This is a genomic window from Pseudomonas sp. TE3911 (genome assembly GCF_054062775.1).
In genome coordinates, this window is sequence record NZ_JBSSFP010000001.1 from 2,519,480 (window position 1) to 2,534,463 (window position 14,984).

Annotated in this window: 11 protein-coding genes and 1 pseudogene; 10 read left to right on the top strand and 2 right to left on the bottom strand. The window is 59.2% G+C overall.

Annotated elements, in window-relative coordinates; all coding sequences use genetic code 11:
* Nucleotides 1-61: 61 nt before the first annotated feature.
* The 3 genes from ACVWXD_RS11540 to ACVWXD_RS11550 all read left to right on the top strand — a co-directional run bounded on the left by ACVWXD_RS11540 (nucleotide 62) and on the right by ACVWXD_RS11550 (nucleotide 2,954).
* Nucleotides 62-1,696 carry a methyl-accepting chemotaxis protein gene (locus ACVWXD_RS11540; protein ID WP_122754009.1) on the top strand — a complete coding sequence of 545 codons (1,635 nt, stop codon included), beginning with the start codon at nucleotides 62-64 and terminating at the stop codon, nucleotides 1,694-1,696.
* Nucleotides 1,697-1,872: 176 nt separating this feature from the next.
* The gene (pnuC, locus tag ACVWXD_RS11545) at nucleotides 1,873-2,436 is read left to right on the top strand and encodes a nicotinamide riboside transporter PnuC (RefSeq protein WP_032891136.1); all 564 of its coding nucleotides are present in this window, start codon (nucleotides 1,873-1,875) and stop codon (nucleotides 2,434-2,436) included.
* A complete protein-coding gene (locus ACVWXD_RS11550) occupies nucleotides 2,433-2,954 on the top strand; it encodes an AAA family ATPase (RefSeq protein ID WP_122757172.1) in 522 nt (173 codons plus the stop codon). Before pnuC ends, ACVWXD_RS11550 begins: the two co-directional genes overlap by 4 nt.
* 111 nt (nucleotides 2,955-3,065) lie before the next feature.
* Here ACVWXD_RS11550 and ggt read toward each other — a convergent pair whose 3' ends face one another.
* A complete protein-coding gene (gene ggt / locus ACVWXD_RS11555; protein WP_032891134.1) occupies nucleotides 3,066-4,790 on the bottom strand; it encodes a gamma-glutamyltransferase in 1,725 nt (574 codons plus the stop codon).
* 217 nt (nucleotides 4,791-5,007) lie between these two features.
* Between ggt and ACVWXD_RS11560 the strand changes: the two are divergent.
* The 4 genes and pseudogenes from ACVWXD_RS11560 to ACVWXD_RS11575 all read left to right on the top strand — a co-directional run.
* Nucleotides 5,008-5,223 (top strand): annotated as a pseudogene (locus ACVWXD_RS11560) (isochorismatase); the annotation flags it as partial.
* A 22-nt stretch (nucleotides 5,224-5,245) separates the two neighbouring features.
* Nucleotides 5,246-6,556 (top strand): MFS transporter, encoded by a 1,311-nt coding sequence (locus ACVWXD_RS11565; protein ID WP_099602837.1) that lies wholly within the window; start codon nucleotides 5,246-5,248, stop codon nucleotides 6,554-6,556.
* Nucleotides 6,557-6,791: 235 nt separating this feature from the next.
* Entirely contained in the window at nucleotides 6,792-10,496 is a 3,705-nt protein-coding gene (locus ACVWXD_RS11570) for a hypothetical protein (RefSeq protein ID WP_457371040.1), read from the top strand.
* A gap of 182 nt (nucleotides 10,497-10,678) precedes the next feature.
* On the top strand, nucleotides 10,679-11,824 hold the full coding sequence (locus ACVWXD_RS11575; protein WP_122763750.1) for a MalY/PatB family protein: 1,146 nt from the start codon (nucleotides 10,679-10,681) through the stop codon (nucleotides 11,822-11,824).
* Between the two features lie 44 nt (nucleotides 11,825-11,868).
* Here ACVWXD_RS11575 and ACVWXD_RS11580 read toward each other — a convergent pair whose 3' ends face one another.
* Nucleotides 11,869-12,084 carry a TOBE domain-containing protein gene (locus tag ACVWXD_RS11580; RefSeq protein ID WP_003173733.1) on the bottom strand — a complete coding sequence of 72 codons (216 nt, stop codon included), beginning with the start codon at nucleotides 12,082-12,084 and terminating at the stop codon, nucleotides 11,869-11,871.
* 319 nt (nucleotides 12,085-12,403) lie between these two features.
* On the opposite strand from ACVWXD_RS11580, the gene ACVWXD_RS11585 reads away from it, so the two are divergent.
* The 3 genes from ACVWXD_RS11585 to ACVWXD_RS11595 are packed head-to-tail and all read left to right on the top strand — an operon-like array spanning nucleotide 12,404 to nucleotide 14,926.
* Entirely contained in the window at nucleotides 12,404-13,375 is a 972-nt protein-coding gene (locus ACVWXD_RS11585) for an aliphatic sulfonate ABC transporter substrate-binding protein (RefSeq protein ID WP_095184988.1), read from the top strand.
* A 10-nt stretch (nucleotides 13,376-13,385) separates the two neighbouring features.
* Nucleotides 13,386-14,213: an ABC transporter permease gene (locus tag ACVWXD_RS11590; protein WP_339484192.1), complete on the top strand. Its 828-nt coding sequence runs from the start codon at nucleotides 13,386-13,388 to the stop codon at nucleotides 14,211-14,213.
* On the top strand, nucleotides 14,210-14,926 hold the full coding sequence (locus ACVWXD_RS11595; protein ID WP_095184990.1) for an ABC transporter ATP-binding protein: 717 nt from the start codon (nucleotides 14,210-14,212) through the stop codon (nucleotides 14,924-14,926). Before ACVWXD_RS11590 ends, ACVWXD_RS11595 begins: the two co-directional genes overlap by 4 nt.
* The last annotated feature ends 58 nt before the right edge of the window (nucleotides 14,927-14,984 follow it).

The window sequence follows — 14,984 nt, forward strand, 5'->3', positions numbered from 1 at the left end:
AGACAAGGCGTAAAAGTCGATGCGACGCCCACAATTATAAAAAGCCCGGAGTGACAGGACGATGAACAGTTTGCGCAATATGTCGATCAGCCGACGCCTATGGCTGATCCTGATAGTCGCCCTGCTGATGCTGCTGGCCCTGGGTTTGCTGATGCTCAAGCAGATCCATGACGACCTTTACCAAGCCAAACGCCAACAGACCCAACACGTGGTCCAGACCGCCAGCGGGATCCTGACGTTCTATCACGGCCTGGAAACCACCGGTGTGATGACCCGTGACGCCGCCCAGAAACAAGCCCTGAGCGCGGTGCGGGGGTTGCGTTACGACCATGACGACTATTTCTGGATCAACGACCTCACGCCCGTGATGATCATGCACCCGGCCAACCCCAAGCTCGATGGCCAGAACCTTTCGGCTATCCGCGATCCCGATGGGTTTGCCGTGTTCAACGAGTTCGTCAGCCTGGCAAAAGCCAAGGGCGCCGGGATCGTCAACTATCGCTGGCCCAAGCCCGGCGCACAGGCCCCCGTGGCCAAGACTTCCTATATCCAGCTGTTCGAACCCTGGGGCTGGATTATCGGCTCCGGCGTCTATGTGGACGACGTGCAGGCCGAGTTCAGCGGCCAAGTGTGGAAAGCCTCCATGATCGGCCTGGGCATTGCGCTGGTGATGGGCCTGCTGGTGTCGCTGATTGTGCGCAGCATCGTGCGCCCGTTGCAGGCGGCGGTGAATGCCATGGGCAATATCGCCAGCGGTGAAAGCGACTTGACCCGCAGCCTCGACACCCACGGCCGTGACGAAATCACCCAACTGTCCCAGCACTTCAACAGTTTCACCGCCAAGCTGCGTCAGGTGGTAAGCCAGTTGCAGGTGTGCGCGAACGCCCTGGGCCAGTCCTCTACCGACCTGGGCAACAACGCCAGCTCGGCCCATGACCGCAGCCAGCAGCAGTCGCAGCAGATGGAGCTGGTGGCCACTGCCATCAACGAAGTCACCTACGGCGTGCAGGACGTGGCCAAGAACGCGGAACATGCCGCCAGCGAAATGCGCGATGCCCAGGCCCAGGCGCACCAAGGCCAGGTCAATATCGACAGCAGCCTGCAACAGATCGACCAACTCTCCAGCACCATCAGCCAGGCGGTGGAAGTGATCCGCACGCTGTCCAGCGAAAGCACCCAGATCGGTGGCGTGCTGGAAGTGATCCGCTCCATCGCCGACCAAACCAACCTGCTAGCGCTGAACGCTGCCATCGAAGCGGCTCGCGCCGGGGAGCAAGGCCGAGGGTTTGCGGTGGTGGCCGACGAAGTGCGCCTGCTCGCCCAACGCACGCAAAAGTCCACCGCCGAAATCCAGGTGATGATCGAGCGCCTGCAAGGACACTCGGAAGCGGCGGTCAAGGTGATCAGCGACAGCCACAGCGCCTCCCAACTGACCATTGAGCAGGCAGGTCAGGCCGGTGCCAGCCTCACTGCGATTGGGCAAGCCTTGCACAACCTCAACGGCCTGAACGCGTCCATCGCCAGTGCCACCCTGCAACAGGCCCATGTGGTGGAAGACATCAACCAGAACGTCACCCAGGCGGCGGGCTTGTCCCACAGCACGGCACTGGCAGCAGAACAGTCCAGTGTGGCCAGCGCGCATTTGCGCGGGTTGAGCGAGCAGCTCGACGGCCTCTTGCGCCAGTTCAAGGTCTAACACTGCTCCAAATGTAGGGGGGCTTGCCCCCGATGGCGATATATCAGTCTGCATAGGTGCAACTGACCTTTCGCTATCGGGGGCAAGCCCCCTCCTACATTTGCCCTACTGTGTTTTGAAGATTGCTGGCCTGTGGTTACAATCCCCGCCCTCTCCCACTCCCCCAAGGAACCGCCATGTCCGGGCTTGAATTGTTCGCCGCTGCCCTGGGGGTGATCGCTGTCTGGCTGACGGTCAAGCAAAACCCATGGTGCTGGCCCATCGGGCTGGTGATGGTGTTGCTGTACACCTGGGTGTTCTACGACGTGAAACTCTATTCCGACATGCTGCTGCAGGTGGTCTACGCCGCGCTGCAAGTCTATGGCTGGTGGCAGTGGACCCGCGCGGGCGAGGTCAAGCAAGGCCGCCAGGTCACGAGCCTGGGGGTGCCGGCAATCATGACCAGCCTCGCGATCGGCGCGGTGGGCAGCCTGCTGCTCGGTGCCGCCATGGCCCACTGGACCGATGCTGCGCAACCCTGGCTCGACGCGGCCCTCACCGGCTTCAGCCTGGTGGCGCAAATGTGGATGGCGCAGAAACGCGTGCAATGCTGGCCGTTGTGGATTGCCGTGGATGTGATCTTCGTCGGGCTGTTCCTCTATAAAGGCCTGTACCTCACCGCCGGGCTCTATGCCTTGTTCACCGTGATCGCCGTGCAGGGCTGGCGTGAATGGCGCGCCGATCCGGCGTTGCGCACATGAAAGTAGTGGTTTTGGCGGGGCCTGAATCCAGCGGCAAAAGCTGGCTCGCAGCGCAGTTGCACGCGCACTTTGGTGGGTTGATGGTCGGCGAGTATGTGCGCTATTTCATTGATCACCATCAGCGCGATACCTGCCTGGCGGATATCCCGGCCATCGCCCACGGCCAACTGGCCTGGGAAGACGCGGCCCGCGCCGAACAACCTCGCCTACTGGTTCTCGACACCCATCTGCTCACCAACAAGCTGTGGAGCCAGACCCTGTTCGGCGACTACCCGGCGTGGCTCGACGATGAGTTGTTGGCACGTCATTACGACCTGCACCTGTTGCTCTCCCCCGAAGATGTGGAGTGGACGGCCGATGGCCAACGCTGCCAGCCGGAACTGGAGGATCGTCGCGCGTTTTTCCAGCAAAGCCTGGACTGGATGCATCAGCATCAACAGCCGGTGGTGGTGATTCGCGGGAATTGGGAGGAACGCTACAAAGCCGCGTTTGCTGCGGTAAAACAGCTGTTGCAGTGAGCGAGCTTGTCGAATCGTCGCATCGCGCGAACCGGGTGGCGAAGCCGCCCAAAAACAAACACCGCGATCTGCCTGGCAGACCGCGGTGTTTTTTATTGGGAACCGAGGCGTTTAGTAGCCCAGGGAAAGCCCAGTATTACGACGCGGGTCGTTAGCCCCGTAGAAGCGATTGTTACCCACCGGCTTGCCACCCAGGGACGGCGCACCTACCAGGATCGCCGCCAAGTGGTTGGCATCCTGCGGCCCTGCAAACTTATGGCCCCAGCTTTCCAGAAGCTTCTGGGTATCCGGGCTGACCGCGAAGGTCTCAAGGTTGGTGGTTTCCGGCATCCACTGCTGGTGGAAACGCGGCGCATCCACGGCTTCCTGGATGTTCATCTTGTAGTCGATCACGTTCAAAATGGTCAGCAGGGTCGCGGTGATGATGCGGCTGCCACCCGGCGTGCCCACCACCATGACGGCCTTGCCATCCTTGGTCACGATGGTTGGGCTCATCGACGACAACGGCGCCTTGCCCGGGGCGATGGCGTTGGCTTCACCCTGCACCAGCCCGTACATGTTCGGCACGCCGACCTTGACGGTGAAGTCGTCCATTTCATCGTTGAGAATCACCCCGGTCTTGCTCGCCATCACGCCCGCGCCGAACCAGTCGTTGAGGGTGTAAGTGACGGACACCGCATTGCCCCATTTGTCGACGATGGAGTAGTGGGTGGTGTTATTGCCTTCATGGGGCGAGACACCTGGTTTGATCGCCTGGGAATCACCGGCCTTTTGCGGCTCGATAGCATCACGCAGCTTGGCGGCGTAGTTTTTATCCAGCAGATGCTCGATCGGGTTCTTCACGAAATCCGGGTCGCCGAGGTAGCTGTTGCGGTCCACATAGGCGTGGCGCATGGCTTCGATCTGGTAGTGCAGGCCTTGGGCCGAGTGATAGCCCAGGTCGGCCATCGGGTAGCCTTCGAGGATATTCATGATCTGGCAGATCACTACACCGCCCGAGCTCGGCGGCGGCGCGGAAACGACGTGGTAACCCCGGTAGTCGCACTCGATGGGCGCCAGTTCGCGGGTCTTGTACTTGTCGAGGTCGGCCTGGGTGATGATGCCTTTGCCTGCCTGGCTGGAATCTACCAGGGCCTTGGCGACCCAACCTTTATAGAAACCGTCCGAACCTTTGGCGGAGATTTCCTTCAGGGTCTTGGCCAGGTCTTTCTGCACCAGTTTCTGTCCGACCTGCATCGGCTGGCCGTTGTGCAGGAAGATGGCGCGCAGGTCCTTGTCTTTTTCGAACTCGCCGGTTGCGGTGTGCAGCAGGTCGATGTCGCCTTGTTCCAGGGCGAAACCGTTTTCTGCCAGCTTGATCGCCGGGGCAATCACCTGGGCGCGCTTGAGGGTGCCGTACTTGCTCAAGGCCAGTTCCATGCCCGACACGGTCCCCGGCACGCCGACAGCCAGGTGACCCTTGGCGCTGAGGCCTTCGATGACGTTGCCGTCCTTGTCCAGGTACATATTGGCGGTAGCCGCCAGCGGGGCTTTTTCGCGGAAGTCGAGGAAGGTCTTGCGCCCGTCCGCCAGTTGCACGGTCATGAAACCGCCGCCGCCCAGGTTGCCCGCCGCCGGGTACACCACCGCCAGCGCATAGCCTACGGCCACGGCCGCATCCACCGCGTTGCCCCCGGCCTTGAGCACATCCACGCCCACATGAGTTGCCAAATGCTGAGCCGTCACCACCATGCCATTTTCACCGGCCACCGGAGCTTGGGAAGCAGCTTGTACACCACTGACCGTCAACACCAGGGCAGTGGCAATCAAGGTACGGCTGAAGGGTTGGTATTTCATCCATGGCTACTCGGGTTGTTGAGATGCACCAAAATAGCTCGTCGGCAATTTAATCCCCAGCGCAATGGCGTTTTTATTACAGAACTTGTCGGTCATAGAACGGACCGGAAAAAACCAATCTTCAGCTGACCCACTGCAATCGTGGGACAAGCTCCCCTCCCACACTTTTTTAACCGCGTTTAATCAGTGAGTGCCGGGGTTGGCTCGCAGAGTTGCGGTGGTGCACACCAATATCCGCTACCATCCCGGCCACTTCGTCGAGGGCGGGATCTAGGTCAAGAAGGCCTCGGTGATGAAAGACATGGTCGAAGGCAACCCACTGGCAGCGTTCTGCGCCGAGGTGTTGCCTCTGGCGCATGAAGCGGTGATTACCAAGCAGTACGCCAGCGCGCAGCTCGCGCCTACAACAACTGCCGACTGTATAAAAACCATAAGTCACCGCCAGGAGACACCCAATGCCCAGTGCGAATCCAGTGCCCGCAAACACAGTCGCCGACCCGGTCAACACGCTTTACCACAAGATCACTTGGAAGCTGATTCCCTTCCTGTGCTTCTGTTATCTGGCCGCGTACCTGGACCGAATCAACATCGGCTTCGCCAAGCTGCAGATGCTCGACCAACTGCACTTCAGCGAAACCGCGTTCGGCCTCGGCGCTGGCCTGTTCTTTGTCGGCTACATCATCTTTGAAGTGCCGAGCAACCTGGTGCTGGAGCGGGTCGGCGCGAAGATCTGGATCGCACGCATCATGATCACCTGGGGTCTACTCTCGGCCTGCACCATGCTGGTTACGTCCACGACCCAGTTCTACATCCTGCGTTTTTTGCTCGGCGCCGCCGAAGCCGGGTTCCTGCCGGGCGTGCTGTACTACCTGACCACCTGGTTTCCCACCCATCGACGCGGGCGCATCATTGCGCTGTTCATGATCGGCCTGCCGCTGTCCAGCGTGATCGGCGGCCCGCTGTCCGGCTGGATCATGGGCCACTTCGACCACGTGGGTGGCCTGCGCGGCTGGCAGTGGCTGTTCCTGATCGAAGCGGTGCCCAGCGTGTTGCTCGGCGTGCTGACCTTCTGGGCACTGCCCAACACCTACCAACAAGCCAAATGGCTGTCGGATGAAGAAAAAGCCCTGCTGGAAAGCGAACTGCGCAAGGACGACGCCGATGGCGCCGGCAGCAAGCACAGCTTCCGTGACGGCTTCTTCAACCTCAAAGTGTGGATGCTCGGCGGTATCGACTTCTCGATCCTGCTCAGCGCCTATGCCATGGGTTTCTGGATGCCGACCTTTATTCGCAACGCCGGGGTCACCGACACCTTCCATATCGGCGTGCTCACCGCACTGCCGAGCGTGGCCGCGCTGCTGGGCATGCTCTTGATCGGCGCCAGCTCCGACAAACACCGCGAACGCCGTTGGCACATCATCGTGCCGTTTTTCATCGGCGCAGCGGCGATGGCCGCCAGCACGTTCTTCACCCATAACGTCGCGGCCACCGTCGCCCTGTTCGCGGTTGCCTCGGCCGCAATCATCGGCGCAGTGCCGGTGTTCTTCAGCCTGCCGGCGACCTTTCTCAAAGGCACTGCGGCAGCCACAGGTTTTGCCCTGGCGTGCTCGTTGGCGAATATCGCAGGTCTGGTGAGTAACTCGTTGATGGGGGTGGCGATCGACGTCACCGGCAGCAGCGCGGGCGCCTTGTGGTTCTTTGCCGGCTGCCTGATTCTCAGCAGTTTCCTGGTCATCGCCTTGCCGGCGAAACGGGTGAATCGTTGATAACACGGTCGCGTAATGCGCCACGCTAGGCACGCAAAACGCTAAAGCGGTGTTGAAATAGATCGACAGTGATTTCGGGCTGGCTGCCCTGACATGGATCACGCGGCCAATATCCTTAAAACCAGTGAAATAAAATGCATTTTAAACCGTAGGAACAACCCGAACTCTCGGACCACACAGGGAAGACTTCGCCTGTCAGAAGCCTCCCTACTTCTTATCCGAGAGATCAGTGTTCATGCCATCTACTTCCGCCGTCGTCGATCACACCTCCCGCGCCCAAGCACCTTTGCTGCATTCGCAAGCTGTGCAGCCTATTCAGCGTTTGCAGCAAGCACGCCCTGAAAATCAGAGCCCCCTAAGGCAGGAAAAATCGGAGGAACACGCCAACCTGGACGACCGAAAATCATTGCTGGATGCCTTGGGCAAAACCCTGAACAGCGCCTCAACTGATATGCCGGATCTTGGCCTGACCCGCTTTGCAGTCTCGCCAGACTCTTCGCTGGGTCGCGAACTTAAACTCATCAACCCGGCGCACGTCAGCTTGAACTGGTTTATCAAACACCAAGGCTGGATAGCCCCAACAAACAAAGAAGCGCTGCAGAATCTCTACGACGCAATCACCTACGCGCCCCCTCCACAACCCGCTCACCGGGACTATTGGGGAATGTTGTCGCGCGAGGTGCCCCTGACACTGGAGCAGCGCCAACGAATCAATGAGATTGTCGAGGGCTGGCTGGACAAAACCAAGGGCGGACTCATCGAGAACCTGGTGGGGCTTGCGACGACAGATGCACACACGCTTGACTCGTTATCCAAAATGACCGGTGTTCAAACCAGGATTGGGAGTACCACCCAAACCACAAAAACCTTCGGGCCCTACACCCAAACCGAAACATGCACCGAGTCCCCCCTATACGCCCAGACTTATCCCGCCTGGGTAATGGGCACTAGTCGGTCGTGCTCAAAGAAAATCACCGCTGAGCCACGCTACGCGTTGTATCGACTGCTGTTGGAGCCCAAAGCCATTGAGCTAGGCAAAAAGCTGGAGGCCGAACTCGGCGTCTTGCCCACAGTGACAAGTGCCGCTGAACTGGTCCTTAGCGCACTGGTGTTATCCGTGATGCCTCAGCTCCCCACCACACGCAACTTGATCGGCAATGATTTTGCCCTTGATGCGCCTGATCATTTACGCAAGTCACCAGAAGCCATCGTCGAAGCACTGGACCTCTACCTGCTGCGCACCCACCAACATCTGAAGGCCGATAACGTCCGCACAGTCAGCTACTTGATGCTGTCCCGTATCGCCCCACAGTTTCTAGTCAAAGACCTGCCTGACTCGTTGCTGTATGGAACCCATCAGTGGGCCACATTCAGCGCCGCTGTCTCACGCATCGAGCACTCCGCGCCTGGCACAAGCGCCACCATGAATTATCAACAAGTGATGAACTATGACGCGACGACACCGATCACGGAGCAGGACAAGGCCTTCGCCACCATTGCTCTAAGAGACGCCTTAGTGGATTGGGCGATTACCAACGGTCGACTCGACAAGCGCGCCGATAACAACTATTCAGAGTCCGAGATACAGCAGGCACACCAGGATTTTCAACATCAGCCCTCATCTCTGGTCCGAGCGGGCCAACAATTGGCCACCCCCCTCCCAAACCGCGAACAGATTGCCCTGGATGACCTTAAACGGGTCTTTGGCAATCAAATCGATTTTACCCGCAAAGTGCTGCAAGCCACGCCGGACAATCTGGAGTCCGACAAGAACCATTTCTACAGCCTGCTGGACGTGCATATGTCGGGAAAACTCCAGGCAGGTATGTGGCGATCAATCAGTTCCGACTTTTCCATGGCCCCCATCGAGAAGGAACTCCATCGGCTTCATAGCATTGAGTGGCTGTTCACCCAGACATTCAACAACTACTACACCGACCTGCTGCAGGGCCAAACCGCGGTGGTCCGAAACCTGCTTTCGCAGCTTCCAGAGGAACATCGAAGCAGCCTGCAATGGGGCGAGCAGAAATTTTATGCGTTGAGAAAAGCCGTTACCTCGCACTATGCCCACCTCATCCCCAAGGCCGAAAAAGAAGCCAGCAAAGGTCGACAAGGGTTCATCATTCGCTCCGAACACCAGTCAAAAGTCACCTACTATGAAGTCTTCCCACAGCAAGGGAAAATCCAGATCCGTACCGATCTTCCAGCAGAGTGGCCTGAAGGTATCAACACCAGGGCCGTGGGTAACGTGGAGAACAATATCCGGCAACCGTTTGATTGGGAGGCTTACAACAGTGGGACTCCCCCTCGCGAGAATGAATTTTCTGAGGTGGTGATCGAGCACATACCAACGCCGGATAAGTGGCAACGTGGCGCCAGCGACAAGACGCCCGACCTCTCCTTCCTCGGCGGAAAAAGTTTTGATCTGGCCAGGACAGCCGCGTCCAAACATCTGGCCTACGATGAGGAAACCCTGCGTCAACAGGCTAGTGGCGAAAGTGCCGTCGAATTAACAGAGCGCTATCAGAAGACCGGAGCGGCAGCGGTGCTGAGCTTGGTACCGTTTGCAAATACGTTGAAGCACGCGATCAATGGTGAAATAGCAGAAGCCTTCACCGGTTTTATTATCGACGGCGTATCGACCGCCATACCTGTTTCGCAACCACTTCGTGCATTCGCCCACAGCATCAAGTCCAGCAAAACCCTGTTTAACATGCTGAGAAAAGCCAGCCACTCTACAGATGATCTGGTCGGGTTGCTGGGCAGCGCAGGCAAGACAGCGAAACCCTTTTATTCCACCATTCCGTCGTTTGGCGGCTTGCGACCGACAAGCAATGGCCTAGTCCAGAGCTTGGGTGTCAGCACGGCGGTCAGGATCGGAAGAGCCGAGGGGGTGGACGCCGCCGGTGGTGGTGCACGTACCCTGGCCAAAATCATCGACGAGAAGTGGTACCCCGTGGACGCAGCCTCCGGTAAGGCTTACGGCACCCCCATCGAAGGCTTTGCACCGGAGGGTGGCATTGGCTTTTTTGAGCGACCCGCTTCGCCACAACGCGATCCGGATGCGCTGGCACAATATGAAGCCAACGTCATCAACGCTAAGTACTCGGAACCAACCAGCTTCCCGGAAGGTTTCAAACACCTGAGCCCCGATACGGTTCCTGGCTACAAGCCGTCCATGGGGGTACAGGAAATCGAGGACCTTGTTGCAACGTCCAACTTTTCAACAGAGCAAATCGGCAGTCTTGTGCGCCAGCGAGAAAGACTTTTGTTGGCCCATACTCAACGCAGCGCACAGATATTCCAGCGTGAAGTCACCGCCGCCGGTGGAACCACCCGAGGCATGCCGCAAACGTATTACCTGAGCCAGACCAGCCCTGACATTGCCGGTGAATGTGCGGCCCTTTCCACCGCCATGGGCCTGGCGCTGCTCGAAGGCAATGAAGACACGCTGCTCGACAACCTGGTATTTGCCATGGCAAACCCGGAAGCTGAAAACTCAGCCAAATTCATCAGAAACCTTTCAAGCCTGCAGTCCACCGTCGGCAACGAGCTGGGATTTCATAGCAGTGCCGTGGGTAACCCGATTTCTTATAAGTCGATCATTAAAGAATTGAGCGAAGCCACTTCCTCAAAGACGCTGATGATCAGCAGCACTAACCATGGAATGCTTGCGGGCGTGAAGATCGACCCCACGGGCATCACCCCAAAGAGCTGGTTTTTTTACGACCCCAACTACGGCAAAGCGATATTCCCCACACAAGAATCAATGGCCAAGGGCCTGGAAAAGACCCTTAGCAACGGCATCACCGGCAAAAACCTCGATGCATTTGGTACGATCCTGACCGGAAAAAAATACAAAGTCAGTGCCTTTGATGCCGACGTGGTTGCCAGCAAATTCAATATCGATCGTGTCAGGGGATTAACCCAGCCTATCTGATAAAAACCCGTCTATTTGCGCACGGCCAGGCAAAAGGTTTTCAACACCATGGCCGTCGCGCAGGGCATATGACTTGATTGGGAGAACCACGGCCTTTGGGCCCGGCCTCCATACAATTATTCAATTAATGGCGCTAGAATCAGCGCCATTCTTGCACCCGCCCCTCTGACACGAGCCCCTCCATGAGCTTTGATTTCGACACGATCCACCCTCGCCTCGGCACCGGCAGCACCAAGTGGAACCGCTACCCGGCCGACGTGCTGCCAATGTGGATCGCCGACATGGACATCGCAGCGCCGCCCGCCGTGCTGCAAGCCCTGCACGAGCGCCTGGACCAGCAGATCCTCGGCTACAGCGTGGCCGGCCCGGATGTGCGTGAAGCCGTCGTGGCCGACCTGTGGGCCAAGTACGCCTGGCGCGTGCAGCCCGAAGAGTTGCTGTTTTTGCCCGGCGTCGAACCCGGTTTCAATATGGCGCTGCATGCCTTTGTAAAACCGGACCAGCCGGTGGTACTGCAAACCCCAAATTATCGTCCGATTCGCTTGGCGCCAGGCAACTGGAACCTACCGCGCATCGAAGTGCCGTTCCAATCGACCGCCGGTGAATACATCACCCCAATGCCCGCCATGCGCGAAGCACTGACCGGCGCCGGCGCCTTGCTGTTGAGCAACCCGCACAACCCCATCGGCAAGGTTTTCCCCCGCGAAGAGCTGCTGGCCTTGGCCACTGCCTGTCTGGAAAACGACGCGCTGATCATCAGCGACGAAATCCACGCAGAACTGTGCTTCGACGGTCGTCGCCACATCCCCACCGCGAGCCTCAGCCCGGAGATTGCCCAGCGCACCATCACGCTGATGTCGGCGAGCAAGGCCTACAACGTGGCCGGCTTGAAGACCTGCTTTGCCGTGATCCAGAACGCCGAGATCCGCGAGCGCTTCAACCAGGCCCGCTGCGGCATGGTCGACAGCGTCAGCCCCCTGGGCCTGGAAGCCACCCGCGCGGCCTACAGCCAGTGCGGCCAATGGCTGGAAGCATTGAAGCAGTACCTGCAAGCGAACCGCGATTACCTGCTCGACGCCGTGCAAACGCGCTTGCCGGGCGTGGTGATGCATGCGCCGCAAGGCACCTTCCTTGCTTGGCTCGACTGCAGCGCCCTGGGCTTGGATGACCCGCAGCAGTTTTTCCTGGAACAGGCCAAGGTCGGGTTGAGTGCGGGTATCGAATTCGGGGATGACAGCCAGCAGTTCGTACGCCTGAACTTCGGTTGCCCGAGGGCGATGCTGGAAGAGGGTCTGCAGCGCATGGAGCGCAGTTTGCGCAACCGCTGAAGCGCGCAAAAAATGGCCCCCGCTGCAAAGGCGGGGGCTGACGTTTACAACTTGGCGATAGACACTTCAGTGGACTTCACGAAGGCAATCACTTCGCTGCCCACTTTCAATTCCAGGTCACGCACCGAACGGGTGGTGATAACGGACGTCACGATGCCGGACGCGGTTTGCACGTCGATTTCCGACACCACTTCGCCCAGCAGAATCTCTTTGATCACGCCCTTGAATTGGTTGCGCACGTTGATCGCTTTAATGGTCATGTCGGGTTTCCTTTTGGCTGTTGGGTCAATCCGCACGAATGCGCAGGCCCTCAAAGTGCGCTATCCGAGAGAACATTAAAAGGAATATATAACTCTTTATTTATTCCATAAAAACATATGAAAACTGTTGCTCAGGAAACATCGGTTCAACAATTTGCCACCTCCTGCAACAACCGCACATGCCCCTGACCCGGTAAATCCGGGCTCCTGCCCGATGGCACAGAGACTGCATATTCCTGTAAAGCATGATTGAGCGCACCCAATCAGTTTTCTGAATATAAGAAAAACCTTCTCTCAACGCCTTGTCCGGAGCTGTTCCATGAAACCCTTCACCCAACGTCTACTCGGCGCCTGCGCCCTCGCCTTATGCCTGCAACCGCAGGTATTCGCGGCCGAAACCGACCCCGCCGAAGTCAACCTCGACTACGCCTACTACTCGCCGGTCAGCCTGGTGCTCAAGCACTTCGGCTGGCTGGAACAGGCCCTGCCCCACAGCAAGGTCAGCTGGGTACTGAGCCAAGGCAGCAACCGGTCCCTGGAATACCTCAACAGCGGCGGCGTGGATTTCGCGTCGTCCGCCAGCTTGTCCGCCGTACTGAGCCGGGCCAACGGCAGCCCGATCAAATCGGTGTATGTTTACAGCCGCGCGGAATGGACCGCACTGGTGGTGCGCAAGGACTCGCCACTCAACAGCGTCAACGACCTCAAGGGCAAGAAAATCGCCGCCACCAAAGGCACCGACCCTTACCTGTTCACCCTGCGCAGTCTGCAACAGGCCGGGCTGAAAAAAGACGACGTCGAGTTGGTGCACCTGCAACACCCGGACGGCCGCACCGCTCTGGAAAAGGGTGACGTGGACGCCTGGGCCGGTCTCGATCCACACATGGCCGCCAGTCAAATCCAGGCCGGTTCGCGCCTGCTTTACCGCAACAAGGACTTCAACAGCTATGGCGTGGTGAGCGTCACCGAGAAGTTCGCCAAGGCGCATCCACAGACCATCACCAAGGTGTTGGGCGCTTATGAAAAAGCGCGTGACTGGGCAGTGAAGCACCCGGATGAATTCGCCAAGTTGCTGGCCGACGAATCCGGGCTGCCATTGGAAGTGGCCAAGCTGCAATTGTCGCGCACTGACCTGAGCACGCCGTTGTTGAGCGCCAAGGATGTGCAGTCTTCCAAGGCGGCGGCGCCGATTCTGGTGTCCGAGGAATTGGTGCGCCGTGGGGTGAATGTGGACCAGGTGATCGATCAACTGATCGACCCTTCGTTTGGCCAAACCCTGCCGCAGCAGTAAGGGGCGTTTGATGAGCAGCAAAAGCCAAGCATTGCCCCTGCCGGCGCCCGTGGTCAGCCAGCGCAGCGCCTGGCCACGGCGGTTAAAAGGCCTGGTCTTGCCGGTGCTGATCCTCTTGATCCTGGAAGTGGTCGTACGGGTGGGCTGGCTGCCTTCCTACCAGATGCCTGCGCCCAGCGAGATCGCCGTGACCCTCACCGACCTGGCCGAAGGCGTGTTGTGGAAACACATCAGCGCCAGCCTCGCACGGGTGCTGCTGGGCTTTGCCATCGGCGCTAGCCTGGCCCTGGTGTTCGCCGCCTGGGTCGGTTTGAGCCGTGAAGCCGAAGCCTACCTGGAGCCGACCTTTGCCGGCCTGCGTTCGATCCCGAGCCTGGCCTGGGTACCCCTGTTGCTGCTGTGGCTGGGCATCGATGAAACCTCCAAGGTTGTGCTGATTGCCATTGGCGCGTTTTTCCCGGTGTACCTCAATGGCGTCGCGGCGATTCGCGACATCGACCGCAAGCTGGTGGAAGTCGGGCAAATGTACGGTTTCAGTCGCCGCCGCCTGGTGCGGCGCGTCCTGCTGCCCGCCGCCCTGCCCGGCCTGTTCACTGGACTGCGCAGTGGTTTGAGCCTGGCGTGGATGTTCCTCGTGGCGGCCGAGCTGATAGCGGCGACTAAAGGTTTGGGTTACCTGCTCAGCGATGGGCGGGAAACCTCGCGACCCGACATTGTGCTGGCCGCCATTATCGTGTTGGCGCTGCTGGGCAAGGTCAGCGACGGCCTGCTCGCGGCGCTGGAGAAACGCTGCCTGGCCTGGCGCGACACCTTCACTGGCCAAGGAGCGGAACAATGAGTGCGCCGTCGCTATTGGACATCCATGTGGTGCGTAAAAGCTTCGCCAGCACCACCGTATTGAAAGACGTGCGCCTGGCCTTGCAGCCTCGCGAAGCGGTAAGCCTGCTGGGTCCCAGTGGCTGCGGCAAAAGTACCTTGCTGCGGATCGTCGCCGGTTTGGAAACGGACTTCCAGGGCGAACTGCGCAGCCCCGACGGCCAAGTGGCCTTTGTGTTCCAGGAACCGCGGCTGATGCCATGGCTCACGGTAGAACAGAACATCGGCTTCAGTGATGACAACCACTACGACAAAGCCTGGGTCTCACAGTTGATCGAGGAAGTCGGCCTTAAGGGCTTCGCCCAGGCGCTACCCAAAGCGTTGTCAGGTGGGATGGCGCAGCGGGTGGCGATCGCTCGCGGCCTGTATTCACGCCCCCAGGTGTTGTTGCTGGATGAGCCGTTCAGCGCGGTGGATGCCTTCACCCGCATGAAACTGCAGGACTTGCTGCTGCAACTGGCGGCGCATCACGCCATCGCTTTATTACTGGTGACCCATGATGTGGACGAGGCGCTGTACCTGAGTGACCGGGTGCTGGTGATGGACAACCGGCCCAGCAGCATTCGCCAGGAACTGGCGGTCGACTTGCCGCACCCGAGGGATCGGCGTGACCCGCTGCTGGCGCAGCTCAAGGCGCTGGCCTTGACCGAGTTGCAGCGGGCCCATGTGATCTGAGGACTACTCGTAACCCGAGACGAGCGAGGTTTTCATGGCCCACAGGTTGTTGTGGCGA

What these genes read in the sequence shown, in the direction of transcription:
- ACVWXD_RS11540 (WP_122754009.1), top strand. Translation starts at nt 62, where the DNA reads ATGAACAGTTTGCGCAATATGTCGATCAGCCGACGCCTATGGCTGATC.
- pnuC (WP_032891136.1), top strand. Translation starts at nt 1,873, where the DNA reads ATGTCCGGGCTTGAATTGTTCGCCGCTGCCCTGGGGGTGATCGCTGTC.
- ACVWXD_RS11550 (WP_122757172.1), top strand. Translation starts at nt 2,433, where the DNA reads ATGAAAGTAGTGGTTTTGGCGGGGCCTGAATCCAGCGGCAAAAGCTGG.
- ggt (WP_032891134.1), bottom strand. Translation starts at nt 4,790, where the DNA reads ATGAAATACCAACCCTTCAGCCGTACCTTGATTGCCACTGCCCTGGTG.
- ACVWXD_RS11565 (WP_099602837.1), top strand. Translation starts at nt 5,246, where the DNA reads ATGCCCAGTGCGAATCCAGTGCCCGCAAACACAGTCGCCGACCCGGTC.
- ACVWXD_RS11570 (WP_457371040.1), top strand. Translation starts at nt 6,792, where the DNA reads ATGCCATCTACTTCCGCCGTCGTCGATCACACCTCCCGCGCCCAAGCA.
- ACVWXD_RS11575 (WP_122763750.1), top strand. Translation starts at nt 10,679, where the DNA reads ATGAGCTTTGATTTCGACACGATCCACCCTCGCCTCGGCACCGGCAGC.
- ACVWXD_RS11580 (WP_003173733.1), bottom strand. Translation starts at nt 12,084, where the DNA reads ATGACCATTAAAGCGATCAACGTGCGCAACCAATTCAAGGGCGTGATC.
- ACVWXD_RS11585 (WP_095184988.1), top strand. Translation starts at nt 12,404, where the DNA reads ATGAAACCCTTCACCCAACGTCTACTCGGCGCCTGCGCCCTCGCCTTA.
- ACVWXD_RS11590 (WP_339484192.1), top strand. Translation starts at nt 13,386, where the DNA reads ATGAGCAGCAAAAGCCAAGCATTGCCCCTGCCGGCGCCCGTGGTCAGC.
- ACVWXD_RS11595 (WP_095184990.1), top strand. Translation starts at nt 14,210, where the DNA reads ATGAGTGCGCCGTCGCTATTGGACATCCATGTGGTGCGTAAAAGCTTC.